The organism is Pseudomonas sp. FSO-7 (assembly GCF_059579345.1).
Map to the genome: position 1 here is coordinate 6318617 of NZ_CM184193.1, position 19164 is coordinate 6337780.

A 19164-nucleotide genomic window follows, 5' to 3' on the forward strand; every position below is an offset into this window, starting at 1 on the left:
CCGAGCGGGAGCAAGCTCCCTCGCCACAAAAGCGCACGACCCAGATCACAACAACGCATGAATCAACTTGAAATCAATCGCTATCAAGCCCGCGGCGCATACGCAAACACGTCGGCGCGCATTTGGTGGGCGTCCATTCCGGCTTCCACCAGCGCATCAAGCGTGGCGTAGATCATGGCCGGCGAGCCGCTGGCGTAGACGTGCACGCCGGAAAGATCGCTGAGGTCCTCGCACACCGCTTCATGGAGCATCCCGCAGCGCCCTTCCCAGCCGCACAAGTCGCTGACGACTTTGTGCAGGAACAGGTTCGGCAGTTTTTTCCATTCGTCCCAATGCTCGATTTCATAGAAATCGTCCGGCCGCCGCACGCCCCAGTACAGATGCACCGGGTGCTTGAAGCCCGCCGCACGGCAATGTTCGATCAGGCTGTGCATCTGCGCCATGCCGGTTCCAGCGGCGATCAGCACCAACGGTCCGTCCGGCAGTTCGGACAAGTGCGTGTCGCCAAAAGGCATTTCGACGCGCACGTTGGGGTTGCGTTGCAGTTGTTCCAGCAGCGCCTGTGCACTGCTTTCGCGCACCAACACATGCAACTGCAGCTCGCGCCCGGAATGCGGTGCCGAGGCCAGGGAGAAAGCCGATTTTTCGCCGTTTTCCCGTTCGATCATCAGGTACTGCCCGGCGTGATAGCGCGGCGGCTTGCCCGCTGGCGCACGCAGACGCACTCGCCAGACATCGCCGCCCACGTCGGCGCACTCGATCACCTGGCACGCCAGGTTGCGTACCGGTAGCTCACCGGGCGACAGCACGCCATCCCACAACACCACGCAGTCCTCCAACGGCTCGGCGATGCACGTGAAGATCTCACCGTGATCGCGCACCTCGCCAGCCTGTTGCACACGGCCTTCCACCAGCAACGCACCACAGACGTGGCAGTTGCCGTTGCGGCAGCTTTGCGGGCATTCATAGCCCAGGCGCCGCGCGCCATCGAGAATCCGCTCGGCGGGCCGTATCTCCAGCACCGCCCCGGAAGGCTGCAAGGTTACACGCATCAATCTATTCCTAACTGATTCCAGATGGCATCGATCCGTTGGGTAACGGCTTCATCCTTGACGATAACCCGGCCCCACTCGCGAGTGGTTTCACCGGGCCATTTATGCGTGGCATCGAGCCCCATCTTCGACCCCAGGCCAGACACCGGCGAGGCGAAGTCGAGGTAGTCGATCGGCGTATTCTCGATCATCACCGTGTCGCGCTTGGGGTCCATGCGCGTGGTGATGGCCCAGATCACGTCGTTCCAGTCCCGTGCGTTGATATCGTCGTCGGTGACGATAACGAACTTGGTGTACATGAACTGTCGCAAAAACGACCAGACCCCGAGCATCACGCGCTTGGCGTGCCCCGGATACGACTTCTTCATGGTCACCACGGCCATGCGATACGAACAGCCTTCCGGCGGCAAATAGAAATCGGTGATTTCCGGAAACTGCTTCTGCAGGATCGGCACAAACACTTCGTTCAGCGCCACGCCGAGAATGGCCGGCTCATCGGGTGGACGGCCGGTGTAGGTGCTGTGGTAAATCGGTTTGATCCGATGGGTGATGCGCTCGACGGTGAACACCGGGAAACTGTCGACTTCGTTGTAGTAACCGGTGTGGTCGCCGTACGGACCTTCATCGGCCATTTCGCCGGGATGGATCACACCCTCAAGGATGATCTCGGCGGTGGCCGGCACCTGCAGGTCGTTGCCACGGCATTTCACCAGCTCGGTACGGTTGCCGCGCAACAGGCCGGCGAACGCATATTCGGAGAGACTGTCGGGCACGGGCGTGACGGCACCGAGGATGGTCGCCGGGTCCGCGCCCAGGGCCACCGACACCGGGAAGGGCTGGCCGGGGTGTTTTTCACACCACTCACGGTAGTCCAGCGCACCGCCGCGATGGCTCAGCCAGCGCATGATGACCTTGTTGCGGCCAATAACTTGCTGACGGTAGATCCCCAGGTTCTGGCGGTCCTTGTTCGGGCCTTTGGTGACGGTCAGGCCCCAGGTGATCAGCGGCCCCACGTCGCCCGGCCAGCAGGTCTGCACCGGGAGCATGGCCAAGTCGACGTCGTCGCCCTCGATGACCACTTCCTGGCAGATCGCGTCTTTGACGACTTTCGGCGCCATGGCAATGATCTTGCGGAAAATCGGCAGCTTGGACCACGCGTCCTTCAGGCCTTTCGGCGGCTCGGGCTCCTTGAGGAACGCCAGCAGCTTGCCAATCTCGCGCAGTTCGCTGACGGCTTCGGCGCCCATGCCCAAGGCCACGCGCTCCGGCGTGCCGAACAGGTTGCCCAGCACCGGAATGTCATAACCCGTCGGGTTTTCGAACAACAGCGCCGGGCCTTTTGCGCGCAGGGTGCGGTCGCAGACCTCGGTCATTTCCAGGACAGGAGACACCGGCACCTGGATGCGCTTGAGTTCGCCGCGCTGTTCCAGCCCGCTGATAAAGTCGCGCAAGTCGCGATACTGCATGCAAAAGCCTCATGGTGGCCGTGGCGTTCGGGGGCCCGAGTTTAACGCCGCCCGTCCAGAATAGTGAATGCACAGATAGCAAAAAGCCGGGTTTCCCCGGCTCTTGCTGGCCTGTCTTGGCGATTTACTTGCGTTTCATCGACAGGAAGAACTCATCGTTGGTCTTGGTCGCTTTCAGCTTGTCGACCAGGAACTCGATGGCGGCGACTTCATCCATCGGATGCAGCAGCTTGCGCAGGATCCACATGCGCTGCAACTCGTCGTCGGCGGTCAGCAACTCTTCGCGGCGCGTGCCGGAACGGTTGATGTTGATGGCCGGGAACACACGCTTCTCGGCGATACGACGATCCAGAGGCAGCTCCATGTTGCCGGTGCCCTTGAATTCCTCGTAGATCACTTCGTCCATCTTCGAACCGGTTTCAACCAGTGCGGTGGCGATGATGGTCAGCGAACCGCCTTCCTCGATGTTCCGCGCGGCGCCGAAGAAACGCTTGGGTTTTTCCAGCGCGTGGGCATCGACACCACCGGTCAGCACCTTGCCGGAGCTCGGGATCACGGTGTTGTAGGCACGGGCCAGACGGGTGATGGAGTCCAGCAGGATCACCACGTCCTTCTTGTGCTCGACCAGGCGCTTGGCCTTCTCGATCACCATTTCGGCAACCTGCACGTGGCGGGTTGGCGGTTCGTCGAACGTCGAGGCGACCACTTCGCCGCGCACGGTGCGCTGCATCTCGGTCACTTCTTCCGGACGTTCGTCGATCAGCAGCACGATCAGGTGAACTTCAGGGTTGTTACGGGCGATGTTGGCCGCGATGTTCTGCAGCATGATCGTCTTGCCCGCCTTCGGCGGCGCCACGATCAGGCCACGCTGGCCCTTGCCGATGGGTGCGCACAGGTCGATGACACGACCGGTGAGGTCTTCGGTGGAACCGTTGCCGGCTTCCATCTTCATGCGCACGGTCGGGAACAGCGGAGTCAGGTTCTCGAAGAGAATCTTGTTCTTCGCGTTTTCCGGACGGTCGAAGTTGATCGTGTCGACCTTGAGCAGGGCGAAATAACGTTCACCTTCCTTCGGAGGACGGATCTTGCCAACGATGGTGTCACCGGTGCGCAAGTTGAAGCGACGGATCTGGCTCGGCGAGACGTAGATATCGTCTGGACCGGCGAGATAGGAAGCGTCTGCGGAGCGAAGGAAGCCGAAGCCGTCCTGGAGAATCTCCAGCACGCCATCACCGGAGATTTCCTCGCCGCTTTTCGCGTGCTTCTTGAGCAGGGAGAAAATCACGTCCTGCTTGCGCGAACGGGCCATATTTTCTATGCCCATCTGTTCGGCCAATTCGAGCAGTTCGGTAATCGGCTTTTGCTTGAGTTTAGTCAGATTCATATAGGAATGACGTAATCATTTATGGAGGGGGGAAATTAAGCTTTTGGCTTAATGAGGCCGCGCCGCAGAGAAGGCGACAGGATCGCGTACTTATTCGAAAGGAGAGCGTCGGCGACGGCTTGCAGGGGGCAATGGAGAAACCAGTGCGGGGCCGAATGTACCACCTGGATTTACAAGCGTCTAGCCCTGAATAACGAAAAAGCCCCGCGATTTGCGGGGCTTTTCCGGTGGCATTCGGCGCTTAAATGTTGGCGTCGAGGAAAGCCGCCAGCTGCGACTTCGACAGCGCACCGACCTTGGTGGCTTCGACGTTGCCGTTCTTGAACAGCATCAGGGTCGGGATACCACGCACGCCGTGCTTGGCCGGAGTCTCCTGGTTTTCGTCGATGTTCAGCTTGGCAACGGTCAGCTTGCCCTTGTAGGTCTCGGCAATCTCGTCCAGGACTGGAGCGATCATTTTGCAGGGACCGCACCACTCAGCCCAATAGTCGACCAGTACCGCGCCTTCGGCCTTGAGTACGTCAGCTTCGAAGCTAGCGTCGCTAACGTGTTTGATCAGATCGCTGCTCATGGAAATCTCCGGGGTCATCAGCAAAAAAACGTGGCCCATCATAGCGGCCCTTCCCGGGTTCAGGAAGCCGCAGTTGATTGAGTCTCGCTATGGCGCACGATGTATTTGAATATGGCCCGGCTCATGAAGCCGTGGGAGCAACGAACGAAATCCCGGTACGCAGCGCAGCGTTACGTACATGTTCCTGCATGGCTTTTTGCGCGGCGCCTGACGCCCGACGGGCCAGGGCGCGAAGGATCTTGCGGTGCTCCTGCCAGGTTTCCATGGCCCGCTCCGCCCGGATGAACGGTAGTTTCTGGCTTTCCAGGAAGATGTCGGCGCTGGCGGTGAGGATGCTCAGCATCGCCTGGTTGCCGCTGGCCAGCAGGATGCGCCGATGGAATTCGAAATCCAGCCGCGCGGCGGCGTCGAAATCCCCGACCTTCAATTCCCGGCGCATGGCTTCGACATTGTCTTGCAGCCGGTCGAGTTCATCGGCGCTGAGGGTCACCGCCGCCAACCCCGCCGCGAAGCCCTCCAAGGCGTAACGCAACTGGAAGATATCCACCGGCGAAGCCTGGGCCGCGAACGGCCAGCCCGGCGCCGACTCGCTGCGTGGAGCCTCTACCGGTGCCTGCACGAACACCCCCTTGCCCGGCTGCACGCTGATCATGCCCAAGGCACTCAGGGAAGACAGCGCTTCACGCAACGACGCCCGACTCACTCCCAATTGCAGTGCCAAGTCCCGTTGCGACGGCAACGCATCGCCCGGGCCAAAGCCTTCATCGACGATCAGTTTGCGGATGGCTTGCAGGGCCACTTCAGGAACGGCACGAGCGATGGAATTCATGATTTTTTCAGACGAACCGGGCCAGTGAGCGGCTAGTTGTAAAGCTATTCGCCGCGCCCGGCAAGTCGTGCCCCAGCAGGGTTCGGCGACAAATGCCGACGCCCGATAACGGTGCGAAACGCGGCGCAACTGTTCAGACCAGTAAGACCGCCGCCCGCCAGCAAAACCGTGGCTTTGGACGATTTAAAGCCGCCTTGGCATGGCCTGTGCTCTGTCCGATCGCAGAAATCACATCACCGATTGCGGAGATTCGCCATGATTCAGCGTTGCAGCGCCCTGCTCACAGCCCTGTTTGCCAGCCTGATGCTCTGTCAGCTGCCCGCCCACGCCGATGGCCTGGAAGACGTGGTCAAGCGTGGCACCCTCAAAGTCGCCGTACCCCAGGACTTCCCGCCATTCGGTTCGGTCGGCCCGGACATGAAACCCCGCGGCCTGGACATCGACACCGCGAAACTGCTGGCCGACCAGCTCAAGGTCAAGCTTGAACTGACGCCGGTCAACAGCACCAACCGCATCCCCTTCCTGACCACCGGCAAGGTCGACCTGGTGATTTCCAGCCTGGGCAAGAACCCGGAGCGGGAAAAGGTCATCGACTTCTCCAGCGCCTACGCGCCGTTCTACCTGGCCGTGTTCGGCCCGCCTGATGCCGCCATCAGCACCCTGGACGACCTCAAGGGCAAAACCATCAGCGTCACCCGTGGCGCCATTGAAGACATCGAGCTGACCAAGGTCGCCCCCGAAGGCACCACCATCAAACGCTTCGAAGACAACAACTCGACCATCGCCGCCTACCTGGCCGGCCAGGTGGACCTGATCGCCAGCGGCAACGTGGTGATGGTCGCCATCAGCGAACGCAACCCCAAGCGTGTTCCGGCGCTGAAGGTCAAACTCAAGGACTCGCCGGTGTACGTGGGCGTGAACAAGAACGAGCCTGCGCTGCTGGACAAGGTCAACCAGATCCTCGCCACCGCCAAGACCGATGGCAGCCTGGAGAAGAACTCCCAGACCTGGCTCAAGCAGCCGCTGCCGGCCGATCTCTGACCGTCGCTTGAGAGGCTGAGCATGGCTTATCAGTTCGATTTTCTGCCGGTGGTGCAAAACACCGAGCTGCTGCTGCGCGGTGCGCTGTTCACCCTGGAACTGACGGCCATCGGCACGTTGCTCGGGGTCGGCCTGGGCATCGTCGGGGCTGTGGTGCGGGCCTGGAACATTCGTCCGTTCGCGGTGTTCTTCGGGGTGTACGTGGAATTGATCCGCAACACACCGTTCCTGGTGCAGTTGTTTTTCATCTTCTTCGGCTTGCCGTCCCTGGGCCTGCAGATTTCCGAATGGCAGGCGGCGGTGCTGGCGATGGTGATCAACCTTGGCGCCTACTCCACCGAGATCATCCGCGCCGGTATCCAGGCCATCCCGCGGGGGCAACTGGAAGCGGCCGCGGCCCTGGCGATGAGCCGCTTCGAGGCCTTCCGCCACGTGGTGCTGCTGCCGGCACTGGGCAAGGTCTGGCCGGCCCTGAGCAGTCAGATCATCATCGTGATGCTCGGCTCGGCGGTCTGCTCGCAGATCGCTACCGAAGAGTTGAGCTTTGCCGCCAACTTCATCCAGTCGCGCAACTTCCGCGCCTTCGAAACCTATGCACTGACCACGCTCATCTACTTGTGCATGGCGCTGCTGATCCGCCAGTTTCTCAACTGGGTGGGCCGCCGCTGCCTGTACAAGAACAGCACCGGGAGCGGCCAATGAGCGATTTCACTTTCTGGGATGTGGTGCGCAACCTGCTCACCGGCCTGCAATGGACCCTGGCGTTGTCGCTGGTGGCGTTTATCGGCGGCGGTGTGATCGGCTTGCTGGTGATGGTGCTGCGCATCTCCAAGAGCGCCCTGCCCCGCAACATCGCCCGCACCTACATCGAGCTGTTCCAAGGCACGCCGCTGTTGATGCAACTGTTCCTGGTGTTCTTTGGCGTGGCCCTGGCCGGGGTGGAGATTTCCCCGTGGATGGCGGCGGCGATTGCCTTGACGCTATTCACCAGTGCCTACCTGGCGGAGATCTGGCGCGGTTGTGTCGATTCGATTTCCAACGGCCAGTGGGAAGCTTCGGCGAGCCTGGCCCTCAACCCGCTGGAGCAGTTGCGCTACGTGATCCTGCCCCAGGCTCTGCGCATTGCCGTGGCGCCGACCGTGGGCTTTTCCGTGCAAGTGGTCAAAGGCACTGCCGTGACTTCGATCATTGGCTTCACCGAACTGACCAAGACCGGCGGCATGCTCGCCAACGCCACATTCGAGCCGTTCATGGTCTATGGCCTGGTCGCCCTCGGTTATTTCCTGCTCTGCTACCCCTTGTCCCTCAGTGCGCGCTACCTGGAAAGGAGACTGCATGCCTCTGCTTAGAATTACCGCCCTGCATAAATACTACGGCGATCATCACGTGCTCAAAGGCATCGACCTGAGCGTGGAAGAAGGCCAGGTAGTGGCGATCATCGGCCGCAGCGGCTCGGGCAAATCCACCTTGCTGCGCACCCTCAATGGCCTGGAATCGATCAACGATGGCGTGATCGAAGTCGACGGCGAATACCTCGATGCCGCTCGCGCCGACCTGCGCAGTCTGCGCCAGAAAGTCGGGATGGTGTTCCAGCAGTTCAACCTGTTCCCGCACCTGACGGTGGGCGAGAACGTCATGCTGGCGCCGCAAGTTGTGCAAAAAGTGCCCAAGGCCAAGGCGGCCGTGCTGGCGCGGCAGATGCTGGAACGGGTCGGGCTTGGCGAAAAATTCGATGCCTTCCCCGACCGCTTGTCCGGCGGCCAGCAGCAACGGGTGGCGATTGCCCGCGCCCTGGCGATGTCGCCGAAAGTGCTGCTGTGCGACGAAATCACCTCGGCCCTGGACCCGGAACTGGTCAATGAAGTGCTCAGCGTGGTGCGACAGCTGGCCAAGGAGGGCATGACGCTGATCATGGTCACCCACGAAATGCGCTTCGCCCGGGAAGTGGGCGACAAACTGGTGTTCATGCACCAGGGCAAGGTGCATGAGGTGGGCGATCCCAAGGTGCTGTTCGCCGATCCGCAGACCGCGGAGCTGGCGAATTTTATCGGGATGGTCGAGCCAGCCTGATCTTCGCTGCTTAAAGAGGCTCCTGTGGCGAGGGAGCTTGCTCCCTCGCCACAAAGACGCCCTGCAGGCTGCTCTGGCTCAAGGGTTTGCTTCAGGTGCGTTGGCGTAAGCGGTCGATCGTGGCAGGATGGCGAGGTTATCGACCGAGACTTTTTGACCATGCCGCCATCCCAAGCCAAGAATCTGTCCCTGATCGCCGCCATCGACCTGGGCTCCAACAGCTTCCACATGGTCGTCGCCAAGGCCCAGAACGGGGAGATTCGCATTCTTGAGCGGCTCGGCGAGAAGGTCCAACTGGCCGCCGGCATCGACGAAGAACGCCAACTGAGCGAAGAATCCATCCAGCGCGGGCTCGATTGCCTCAAGCGGTTTGCCCAACTGATCAACGGCATGCCCCTGGGGGCGGTGCGGATCGTCGGCACCAACGCCCTGCGTGAGGCGCGTAACCGTGGCGAATTCATCCGTCGCGCCGAAGAGATCCTCGGCCATCCGGTGGAAGTCATCTCCGGCCGTGAAGAAGCCCGTCTGATCTACCTTGGTGTCTCCCACACCCTGGCCGATACCCCGGGCAAGCGCCTGGTGGCGGACATCGGCGGCGGCAGTACCGAATTCATCATCGGCCAGCGCTTCGAACCACTGCTGCGCGAAAGCCTGCAGATGGGTTGCGTCAGCTACACCCAGCGCTATTTCCGCGACGGCAAGATCACCCCGGCCCGCTACGCCCAGGCCTACACGGCGGCGCGCCTGGAAATCATGAGCATCGAACACGCCCTGCACCGCCTGACCTGGGACGAAGCCATCGGCTCCTCAGGGACCATTCGCGCCATCGGCCTGGCGCTCAAGGCGGGCGGCCACGGCACCGGCGAGGTCAACGCCGAGGGCCTGGCCTGGCTCAAGCGCAGGGTGTTCAAGCTTGGCGATGCGGACAAGCTCGATTTCGAAGGCATCAAGCCCGACCGCCGGGCGATTTTCCCCGCGGGCCTGGCGATCCTCGAAGCGATTTTCGACGCCCTCGAACTGCAGCGCATGGACCACTGCGAAGGCGCCCTGCGCGAAGGAGTGCTCTACGACCTGCTGGGGCGTCATCATCATGAAGACGTGCGTGAACGCACCCTGGGCTCACTCATGGAGCGCTATCACGTCGACCTGGAGCAGGCCCTACGCGTCGAACGCAAGGCCCTGCATGCTTTCGACCAGGTGGCCGACGACTGGGACTTGAACGACGGGGTCTGGCGCGAGTTGCTGGGCTGGGCCGCCAAGGTCCATGAAGTGGGCCTGGACATCGCCCACTATCACTACCACAAGCACGGCGCCTACCTGATCGAGCACTCGGACCTGGCGGGTTTCTCCCGGGAAGACCAACAGATGCTCGCGCTATTGGTGCGCGGCCATCGACGCAACATTCCCAAGGATAAATTCGCCGAGTTCGGCGATGACGGCATCAAGCTGATTCGCCTGTGCGTGCTACTGCGTTTTGCGATCCTGTTCCACCACATCCGTGGCACCCAGGAAATGCCCCAGGTGGCCCTGCACGCCGATGGCGATCAACTGGACGTGATGTTCCCCGAGGGCTGGCTGGAAGAAAACCAACTGACCCAGGCCGACTTCGCCCAGGAAGCCGACTGGCTGACCCGGGTCGGGATTGTGCTGAACATCCACTGATTGCTTGCTGGAATCGAGGCTTAGCTGCAATCCATTGTGGCGAGGGAGCTTGCTCCCGCTGGGCTGCGCAGCAGCCCCAAGCCTTTTGGGAGGGCTTCGCCCTCCAGCGGGAGCAAGCTCCCTCGCCACAAAAGCTGAGCCTGCCCCCTTCCACCGTTTTTAACGAACCGCCAACACCGGGCTGCTCAAGCGCTCCAGCAAGGTCGCCTGGGCGCTGCGCGGGTTCTGGTTGCCGGTCGGCGTGTTGCGGATGTAGCGGCCATCCGACTGCAGGCTCCAGCTGTGGGTGTTGTCGGTGAGGTAGCTTTCCAACTCCTTCTTGACCCGCAGGATCAACTTCTTGCCTTCCACCGGGAAGCAGGTCTCGACCCGTTTGTCGAGGTTGCGCTCCATCCAGTCGGCGCTGGACAGGAACATCTGCTCCTCCCCGCCGTTGAGGAAGTAGAACACCCGCGTGTGCTCCAGGAACCGCCCGATGATCGAGCGGACATGGATGTTGTGGGACACCCCCGGGATGCCCGGCCGCAGGCAGCACATGCCCCGCACCACCAGGTCGATGCGCACGCCCGACTGGCTGGCCTTGTACAACGCACGGATGACCTTCGGATCGGTCAGCGAGTTGAACTTGGCAATGATGTGGGCCGGCTTGCCGTCCAGGGCGAACTGCGTCTCCCGGGCGATCATGTCGAGCATGCCCTTTTTCAGGGTGAACGGCGCGTGCAGCAGTTTCTTCATGCGCAGGGTCTTGCCCATGCCGATCAACTGGCTGAACAGCTTGCCGACGTCTTCGCACAAGGCATCGTCGGAGGTCAGCAGGCTGTAGTCGGTGTACAGGCGGGCGTTGGCGGCGTGGTAGTTGCCGGTGCCCAAGTGGGCGTAACGCACGATCTCACCGGCCTCACGGCGCAGGATGAGCATCATCTTGGCGTGGGTCTTGAAACCGACCACGCCATAGATCACCACCGCGCCGGCCGCTTGCAGGCGGCTGGCCAGTTGCAGGTTGGATTCTTCGTCGAAGCGGGCGCGCAATTCGATCACTGCCGTGACTTCCTTGCCGTTTCGCGCCGCGTCCACCAGGGCGTCGACGATTTCCGAGTTGGCACCACTGCGGTACAGGGTCTGGCGCACCGCCAATACGTGGGGATCCTTGGCCGCCTGGCGCAGCAAGTCGACCACGGGGGTGAACGACTCGAACGGGTGCAACAGCAGGATGTCCTGCTTGCTGACCACGCTGAAAATGTTCTCGCTGTTTTGCAGCAGTTTCGGGATCTGCGGCGTGAACGGCAGGTATTGCAGCTCCGGGTGGCTGTCCAGGCCGGTGATGCTGAACAGTCGGGTCAGGTTGACCGGACCGTTGACCTGATACAGCTCGGTCTCGTGCAGGTTGAACTGCTTGAGCAGGTAATCGGACAGGTGTTTCGGGCAGGTGTCGGCCACCTCCAGACGCACCGCATCGCCGTAGCGACGGGAGAACAGCTCGCCGCGCAGGGCGCGGGCCAGGTCTTCGACGTCCTCGGTGTCCACCGACAGGTCGGCGTTACGCGTCAGACGGAACTGGTAGCAACCCTTCACCTTCATGCCCTGGAACAGGTCATCGGCGTGGGCGTGGATCATCGACGACAGGAACACATAATTGTCGCCGGGGCCACCGACGTCTTCCGGCACGCGGATGATGCGCGGCAACAGGCGTGGCGCCGGGATGATCGCCAGGCCGGAATCGCGACCGAAGGCGTCGATGCCTTCCAGTTCGACGATGAAGTTCAGGCTCTTGTTGACCAGCAACGGAAACGGGTGCGTCGGATCGAGGCCGATCGGCGTGATGATCGGCGCAATCTCGTCGCGGAAATAGCGGCGCACCCAGGTCTTGATCTTGGTGTTCCAGTAGCGGCGACGGATGAAGCGCACCTGGTGCTTTTCCAGCTCCGGCAACAGGATGTCGTTGAGGATCGCGTACTGCCGGTCCACATGACCGTGGACCAACTCGCTGATGCGGGCCAAGGCCTGGTGCGGTTGCAAGCCGTCGGCACCGGCCTGTTCACGGGCGAAGGTGATCTGCTTCTTCAGGCCGGCGACACGGATTTCGAAAAACTCATCCAGGTTGCTGGAAAAGATCAGCAGGAATTTCAGCCGTTCCAACAGCGGATAGGACTCGTCCAGCGCCTGCTCCAGCACGCGGATGTTGAACTGCAGTTGCGACAGCTCGCGATGGATGTACAGGCTGCTGTCATCCAGGTTCGGAATGGCAATCGCCGGCGCCGGGGCGGGCTCGATGACGGCCGGGGGAGCAGGCTCCAGCTCCGGCGGTGTTTCGGCAACTTGCTCGACCACGGGTTGAGCGTCTTTTACGGCAACTTCGGAGAGTCCTTCGGTATTCATCGCAAGTTCCTGGGAGGCTATTTCTGCTCTCGTAACAATTGGGCGGCGCGCACGGCAAAGTAAGTCAGGATGCCATCAGCGCCTGCGCGTTTGGAAGCGGTCAAGGACTCCAGGATCACCCCTTCGCCCAACCAACCGTTCTGGATCGCGGCCATGTGCATGGCGTACTCGCCGCTGACCTGATAAACAAAGGTCGGCACTTTGAATTCGTCTTTGACCCGGCAAAGAATGTCGAGGTAGGGCATGCCAGGCTTGACCATGACCATGTCTGCCCCTTCTGACAAGTCGGCCGCCACTTCGTGCAAGGCCTCCTGACTGTTGGCCGGGTCCATCTGATAAGAGGCCTTGTTGGCCTTGCCCAGGTTCAGGGCCGAGCCGACCGCATCGCGGAACGGGCCGTAATAGGCGCTGGCGTACTTGGCCGAATAGGCCATGATCCGCACGTTGACGTGACCGGCCACCTCGAGGGCTTCGCGGATTGCCTGGATGCGCCCGTCCATCATGTCCGACGGCGCAACCACCTGGGCGCCGGCCTCGGCGTGGGACAGCGCCTGCCTGACCAGCGCATCGACGGTAATGTCGTTCTGCACGTAGCCTTCTTCATCGAGGATACCGTCCTGCCCGTGGGTGGTGAACGGGTCCAGCGCCACGTCGGTGATCACCCCCAGCTCCGGGAAGCGCGCACGCAGGGCACGGGTCGCACGTTGGGCGATGCCCTCCGGGTTCCAGGCTTGCGCGGCGTCCAGGGACTTGAGCGCCGGCGGCGTCACCGGGAACAGGGCCAGCGCCGGGATACCCAGCTCGACCCAGTGGGCAGCTTCTTCGAGCAGCAGGTCGATGGTCAGGCGTTCCACCCCGGGCATCGACGCCACCGCTTCGCGACGGTTCTCACCGTCCAGCACGAATACCGGCAGGATCAGGTCGTCGGTGGTCAGCACGTTTTCACGCACCAGCCGACGAGAAAACTCATCACGACGGTTGCGACGCAGGCGGGTAGCAGGGAACAGACGATTGGCGGGGGTAAAGCTCACGGCAGACTCCTGAGCCCGCAGACGGGCGAGCGTGACAGTTATAAGCGGCCATTATGACGAACGTGTGACAGTTGTGCTAAGCCGTGACCGGTAGTCGCAGTCATTGTCTTCTGTAGGAATTGTTCACGTCGAGACACATTTCGATACTTTCCTGAATGTGCCTGAAGGGTTAGGCTGCGCGTTCATTTCGCCAGCACCCAGACAATGCTCCAACAATTTCTGCATGACTTCGGCTACTTGGCCTTGTTTATCGGCACGTTCTTCGAAGGCGAAACCATCCTCGTGCTCGCAGGTTTCCTGGCGTTCCGTGGCTATATGGACATCAACCTGGTGGTGGTCGTGGCCTTCTGCGGCAGCTACGCGGGCGATCAGCTGTGGTATTTCCTGGGCCGCAAGCACGGTCGCAAGCTCCTGGCACGCAAGCCGCGCTGGCAGTTGATGGGGGATCGCGCGCTGGAACACATCCGCCGGCACCCGGACATCTGGGTCCTGAGTTTCCGCTTCGTCTACGGCCTGCGCACGGTGATGCCGGTGGCGATCGGCCTGTCGGGCTATCCGCCGGGCCGCTACCTGTTGCTCAACGGCATCGGTGCGGCGATCTGGGCCACGGCCCTGGCCGCTGCCGCGTACCACTTCGGCGCCGTGCTCGAAGGCATGCTGGGCAGCATCAAGAAATATGAGTTGTGGGTGCTCGGCGCGCTGCTGGTGCTGGGCCTGGTCCTGTGGCTGCGCCGGCGCATCAAGAATGCGCGGCTGGCCAGGAAAGTCCTCGAAGCCGAGCGCCTGGAACAAACCAGGTCCGACGCACCTACGACGCCAACCGAGTAAACCGGCTGCGGCAGCAGTACAGCCCGATGCCACTGAGCAGGCTGTAGCTGAGCAGCCCGACCCAGACCCCATGGCTCATCACAGCGCTGACCGGCCACAACCCGGCCAGCGGCGCCAGCCACACCAGCGGCAGGTTCGAGGCCAGCCGCAACAGCTCCAGTTTCAGCGCCCACGGGCGATTCTCCAGGGCCACGCCCAACACGAACAGACCGAACGCCACCGCGCCCCACCCCAGCACCAGGGCGGCGACCGGCAGGCTGCCTTCAAGGTTCATCAAATAACTGCCCAGGGCAATGTAGACGCAGAACTGCAGCCCCACGTACCACTGTTGGCGCGGGTCCAGCGGCACGGCGAATTTGCGGAACTGGCTCAGATCCGGCTTGTTCAGCGGGTACCGGGCCGCGACGTCCGCCGGACGCCAACCGGTGGGCATGAACCAGATGCGCAGCTTGTCCCACCAGCGCTCGGCCCGCCGTGCATCGGCCCACAGCTGTGCATAGAACTGCAGGTTGGCCCACAACGGATTCCAACTCGCCAGCGGCGTGGTTACGCCAAAAATCACCGGTTCGTTATCGTCTTCTTCTTGGAAGGTGCCAAATAGACGGTCCCAAATAATGAACACCCCGCCGTAGTTGCGATCCATGTAGAGAGGGTTCTGTGCATGGTGGGCACGATGATTGGACGGCGTCACGAAGCACCACTCCAGCCAGCCGAGCTTGGGAATGTGCTGGGTGTGGACCCAGAACTGGTACAGCAGATTCAACGCCGCGACGCTGACGAAGACCACCAGCGGCACGCCCAGAACGGCGAGCGGGACGTAGAAGATCCAGCTCAACAGGAACCCGGTGCTGGTCTGGCGCAACGCGGTGGACAGGTTGTAGTCCTCGCTCTGGTGATGCACCGAATGGGCGGCCCAGAGGATGTTGCGCTCATGGCCCATGCGGTGCAGCCAGTAGTAGCAGAAGTCGTAGAGCACGAAGGCGAACACCCAGGTCCAGGCCTGGTCGGCAGGCAGTTCGATGACGGCCAGGTGTTTCAACGCAAAGGCGTAGGTCACCAGCCCCACGCCTTTGGTCAACAGGCCCGTGGTGGTCGACAGCACGCCGGTGCTCAAGCTGTTGATCGCATCTGCCACGCGGTAGTGGCTCACGCCCCGCCAACGATCGGCCAGCAACTCGACGGCGATCAGCACGAAGAAGAACGGCACGGCATACAGGATGAAGTTCATGACGCAACCCGGGCATGCAAGGCAGGGAGATAGTCGGCAGATTAGGTGTAGCTGCCCGATCCCCCTATGGCAACGAGTGACAAATTAGTAGACATTTAACGCCATGAATCTGGAGAAAAGCCCATGAGCAAAAAAATTGCAGTGATCCTTTCCGGCTGTGGCGTGTATGACGGCGCCGAAGTCCACGAAAGCGTGATCACCTTGCTGCGTCTCGACCAGCGCGGGGCGCAGGTCCAGTGCTTCGCCCCCAACATTGCCCAACTGCACGTGATCAATCACCTGACCGGCGAGGAAATGCCCGAGAGCCGCAACGTGTTGGTGGAATCGGCACGGATCGCCCGGGGCAACGTGAAGGATTTGCGAGAAGCCAGGGCCGAGGATTTCGACGCCTTGATCGTACCCGGTGGTTTTGGCTCGGCGAAAAACCTCTCCAACTTTGCCGTCGAAGGCGCCGGTTGCACTGTCCAGCCAGAGGTCCTGGCCTTGACCGAGGCCTTTGCCGAGGCGGGCAAACCCGTCGGGCTGATCTGCATCTCCCCGGCCCTGGCGGCAAAAATCTATGGCCCGGGGGTGACCTGCACCATCGGCAACGACCCGGACACGGCGGCAGCCGTGGGCAAAATGGGCGGCACTCATGAAGACTGCGCGGTGACCGACATCGTCGAAGACCGCGCGCGCAAACTGGTCAGTACCCCGGCCTACATGCTGGCGCAGAACATCAGCGAAGCGGCCTCAGGCATCAACAAGCTGGTGGACCGGGTGCTGGAACTGACGCACGAGAACGACGCCTGACCCCGCCACCACTACCCCTGTGGGAGCGAGCTTGCTCGCGATAGCGTCGGCTCAGCTACATTTGTATTGACTGATGCACCGCAATCGTGAGCAAGCTCGCTCCCACAGGGGTTGGGCATGATCAAGGCAATCGGATCAGGCGCGTCAGGATCCGATCCAGCGCATTGGCAAACCCCTGCTTGTCCCGTTCGCTGTACGCCGCCGGTCCGCCGCCCATATGACCCTGCTCACGCAAATCGGTGAACAGGTTGCGCACCGCCAGCCGCTCGCCCATGTTTTGCGCATCGAACTCCTTGCCTCGCGGGTCCAGAGCGGCGACGCCCTTCTTCACCAACCGGTCGGCCAAGGGCACGTCGCTGCAGATCACCAGCTCACCCGGCACGGCGTGCTCCACCAGGTAATCGTCCGCCGCGTCAGGGCCGCTGGGCACCACGATCAATTTCACACAGGCCAGGGCCGGCTTGATCTGCGGTTGACCGGCCACCAGTACCACCTCGAACCGGCGCTTCAGGGCGAACTTGACCACCAGTTCCTTCGCCGCCTTGGGGCAGGCATCGGCGTCGATCCATACGCGCATTGGGGTTGTTCCTCTTTTTAAATGCATCGCGAGCAAGCTCGCTCCCACACAGGACAGCCTACATCCTGTGGGAGCGAGCTTGCTCGCGATTATGAGCGCAGCGAATGCCGCTGTTCAGGAAACCTGGACCCGACGTTTCTCCGCCACCCAACTGCGCCCATACAGCACCATGATCGCCAGGATCGCCACCACTTGAGCGGCCAGCGAATAGGCATCGGCATGAATGCCCAGCCAGTCGAAGTCGAAGAACGCCACCGGGTGGGTGCCGAAGATCCCCGCTTCCTGCAACGCCTTCACGCCATGACCGGCGAACACCACCGACAGTGCGCAGAGCAACGCGGCGTTAATGCTGAAGAACAGCGCCAGCGGCAGTTTCGCCGAGCCGCGCAGGATCACCCAGGCCAACCCCACCAGCAACACCAGCGCCGTCGCGCCGCCGGCCAGCACGGCGTCATGCCCGGCAGGACCCGCTTGCAACCACAGGGTTTCGTAGAACAGGATCACTTCGAACAGTTCGCGATAGACCGAGAAGAACGCCAGGATCGCAAAACCAAAACGACCGCCGCCACCCACCAGGCTGCTCTTGATGTAATCCTGCCAGGCCGCGGCGTGACGACGGTCGTGCATCCAGACGCCCAGCCACAGCACCATCACGCTGGCGAACAACGCCGTCGCACCTTCGAGCAGCTCGCGCTGGGCGCCGCTGACGTCGATCACATACGCCGCCAGCCCCCAGGTTGCCAGGCCGGCCAGCAGCGCCAGGCCCCAACCGACGTTGACGCTGCGCACCGCCGACTGCTGGCCGGTGTTGCGCAGGAAGGCCAGGATCGCCGCCAGCACCAGGATCGCTTCCAATCCTTCACGCAGCAGAATCAGCAACCCGGAGATGTAGCTCAGCGACCAGCTCAAGCCATCGCCGCCCAGCAGGCCGGCGGACTCCTTCAACTTGGCCTTGGCCGCGTCCAGGCGCTGTTCGGCCTGCTCCACCGGCAAACCATCCTGCAGCGACTGACGGTAGGCCATCAGGGCCTTTTCGGTGTCCTTGCGCACGTTGGCATCGACGTTGTCCAGCGAGCTTTCCACCAGCTCGAACCCTTCCAGGTAAGCCGCTACCGACAGGTCGTAGGCCTGGTCGTGGTCACCGCCGCGATACGCCGCGATACTTTTATCCAGAGTGGCGGCCGTGTAGTCGAGCAACTGCGCCGGGCCACGTTGCACCTGCGGCGGCTGGGCGCGCTGGGCGCGGAATGTCGCCGCCGCTGCGGGGCCTTGCGCGGCGAGCACCTCGGCCGGGGTCTGGCGCGCCAGGTCAGCGAGATTGAAGACCTGTCCGCTTCCACTTTTGGCCGCGGCCGGGTCGGCGCTGAAGCTGGCGATGTAGGTCGCCAGGTCCCAGCGCTGACGGTCGTCGAGCTGATCGGCGAAGGCCGGCATGTCGGTGCCTTCGATGCCCATGCCGAGGGTGTTGTAGATCCCATAGAGACTCAGGCGGTCCAGGCGCTGGGCGTCGCGCAAGTTGGCGGGCGGCGGTTCCAGGCCAACACCGGCAGGTCCGTCGCCGGCACCGTTGGCTCCGTGGCACACCGAGCAATTCTGCGCATACAGCGGCGCGCCGCGGGTGGGATCGGGGGTAATGACCGGTGCCTGGCTGACTTCATACGCCACCGCCAGCCTGGCCCCCAGTTGCCGCGCCAGGCGGGCGACATCACCGCCGTCCTGGCGCTGGGTGATCGCCGTGCGCAAAGTACCGATGCCTTCGACCAGCTCAGTCTTTTCCGGCTTGGCCGGCAACCCGGCGACCAGCCCTTCCAGCGCCTGGGTGAATTCCAGCTGCTCGCGGTATTCCGCCTCGTCGATGACCTTGCCCATCTCGACCGTCGCCGGGTAATCCGCCCCGATGTAATCCAACAAATGCAGTGCCTGGGGGGCACTCTCGAGGGTGTCGGCCAGCAGCGAAGTGCTGCACAGCGCAAGCAATGGCAGTACAAGCCAGGCCAGGAAACGGAACGGCGCAGTCATGAATGACTCTCAGTTGGTAATAAGAAGTAACACATTGTTCACTTCCAATGGCTTCGGCTCAAGGGCGGATGTGGCTTGGGGGTCGATTTTCATCGGATTTTCATGCTTTGGAAGTGATGTCACAAAAACAACATTTAGGCATTGAAAAGCCATTACATAGCCAAGCGCCATGTTTATAATCCCGCCGCCTCTTATCATTCGATGGCATAAAAGCTCCTCTTTTTATGAGGAACCGACA

Annotated in this window: 17 protein-coding genes; 7 read left to right on the top strand and 10 right to left on the bottom strand. The window is 62.1% G+C overall.

Features of this window, described 5'->3' with window-relative positions; translation table 11 throughout:
- Positions 1-83: 83 nt before the first annotated feature.
- From AC515T_RS27830 to AC515T_RS27850, 5 genes are all read right to left on the bottom strand, one after another.
- Positions 84-1052, bottom strand: coding sequence for a CDP-6-deoxy-delta-3,4-glucoseen reductase (locus AC515T_RS27830; RefSeq protein ID WP_496530769.1), 969 nt, complete (start codon positions 1050-1052; stop codon positions 84-86).
- A complete protein-coding gene (ubiD, locus tag AC515T_RS27835; protein WP_014340789.1) occupies positions 1052-2518 on the bottom strand; it encodes a 4-hydroxy-3-polyprenylbenzoate decarboxylase in 1467 nt (488 codons plus the stop codon). Before ubiD ends, AC515T_RS27830 begins: the two co-directional genes overlap by 1 nt.
- Positions 2519-2642: 124 nt before the next feature.
- A complete protein-coding gene (rho, locus tag AC515T_RS27840) occupies positions 2643-3902 on the bottom strand; it encodes a transcription termination factor Rho (RefSeq protein ID WP_496530770.1) in 1260 nt (419 codons plus the stop codon).
- Positions 3903-4143: 241 nt separating this feature from the next.
- Positions 4144-4473, bottom strand: a complete 330-nt coding sequence (gene trxA / locus AC515T_RS27845; protein ID WP_003206727.1) for a thioredoxin TrxA — start codon at positions 4471-4473, stop codon at positions 4144-4146.
- 121 nt (positions 4474-4594) lie between these two features.
- Positions 4595-5302 (bottom strand): FadR/GntR family transcriptional regulator, encoded by a 708-nt coding sequence (locus tag AC515T_RS27850; RefSeq protein WP_496530771.1) that lies wholly within the window; start codon positions 5300-5302, stop codon positions 4595-4597.
- A 255-nt stretch (positions 5303-5557) separates the two neighbouring features.
- Here AC515T_RS27850 and AC515T_RS27855 point away from each other — a divergent pair, with 255 nt between their 5' ends.
- From AC515T_RS27855 to ppx, 5 genes are all read left to right on the top strand, one after another.
- A complete protein-coding gene (locus AC515T_RS27855; protein WP_496530772.1) occupies positions 5558-6343 on the top strand; it encodes a transporter substrate-binding domain-containing protein in 786 nt (261 codons plus the stop codon).
- 21 nt (positions 6344-6364) lie between these two features.
- Positions 6365-7045 carry an amino acid ABC transporter permease gene (locus tag AC515T_RS27860; RefSeq protein ID WP_496530773.1) on the top strand — a complete coding sequence of 227 codons (681 nt, stop codon included), beginning with the start codon at positions 6365-6367 and terminating at the stop codon, positions 7043-7045.
- A complete protein-coding gene (locus tag AC515T_RS27865; RefSeq protein ID WP_053126442.1) occupies positions 7042-7692 on the top strand; it encodes an amino acid ABC transporter permease in 651 nt (216 codons plus the stop codon). Before AC515T_RS27860 ends, AC515T_RS27865 begins: the two co-directional genes overlap by 4 nt.
- On the top strand, positions 7679-8413 hold the full coding sequence (locus tag AC515T_RS27870) for an amino acid ABC transporter ATP-binding protein (protein WP_442089772.1): 735 nt from the start codon (positions 7679-7681) through the stop codon (positions 8411-8413). The genes AC515T_RS27865 and AC515T_RS27870 overlap by 14 nt, the downstream gene beginning before the upstream one ends.
- A gap of 159 nt (positions 8414-8572) precedes the next feature.
- Complete coding sequence (gene ppx / locus AC515T_RS27875; RefSeq protein WP_496530774.1) at positions 8573-10075, top strand: exopolyphosphatase; 1503 nt, start codon at positions 8573-8575, stop codon at positions 10073-10075.
- 159 nt (positions 10076-10234) lie between these two features.
- Here ppx and ppk1 read toward each other — a convergent pair whose 3' ends face one another.
- Positions 10235-12451: a polyphosphate kinase 1 gene (ppk1, locus tag AC515T_RS27880; RefSeq protein ID WP_496530775.1), complete on the bottom strand. Its 2217-nt coding sequence runs from the start codon at positions 12449-12451 to the stop codon at positions 10235-10237.
- A gap of 17 nt (positions 12452-12468) precedes the next feature.
- Entirely contained in the window at positions 12469-13482 is a 1014-nt protein-coding gene (gene hemB / locus AC515T_RS27885) for a porphobilinogen synthase (protein WP_496530776.1), read from the bottom strand.
- A gap of 204 nt (positions 13483-13686) precedes the next feature.
- On the opposite strand from hemB, the gene AC515T_RS27890 reads away from it, so the two are divergent.
- The gene (locus tag AC515T_RS27890) at positions 13687-14310 is read left to right on the top strand and encodes a DedA family protein (RefSeq protein WP_060740116.1); all 624 of its coding nucleotides are present in this window, start codon (positions 13687-13689) and stop codon (positions 14308-14310) included.
- Here AC515T_RS27890 and AC515T_RS27895 read toward each other — a convergent pair.
- Complete coding sequence (locus tag AC515T_RS27895) at positions 14291-15538, bottom strand: sterol desaturase family protein (RefSeq protein WP_496530777.1); 1248 nt, start codon at positions 15536-15538, stop codon at positions 14291-14293. The genes AC515T_RS27890 and AC515T_RS27895 overlap by 20 nt on opposite strands.
- Positions 15539-15661: 123 nt before the next feature.
- On the opposite strand from AC515T_RS27895, the gene elbB reads away from it, so the two are divergent.
- A complete protein-coding gene (gene elbB / locus AC515T_RS27900; RefSeq protein ID WP_496530778.1) occupies positions 15662-16330 on the top strand; it encodes an isoprenoid biosynthesis glyoxalase ElbB in 669 nt (222 codons plus the stop codon).
- 121 nt (positions 16331-16451) lie between these two features.
- On the opposite strand, the gene AC515T_RS27905 is transcribed toward elbB, so the two are convergent.
- On the bottom strand, positions 16452-16907 hold the full coding sequence (locus AC515T_RS27905; RefSeq protein WP_496530779.1) for a YaiI/YqxD family protein: 456 nt from the start codon (positions 16905-16907) through the stop codon (positions 16452-16454).
- 114 nt (positions 16908-17021) lie between these two features.
- Entirely contained in the window at positions 17022-18926 is a 1905-nt protein-coding gene (locus AC515T_RS27910; RefSeq protein ID WP_496530780.1) for an FTR1 family protein, read from the bottom strand.
- Between the last annotated feature and the right edge of the window lie 238 nt (positions 18927-19164).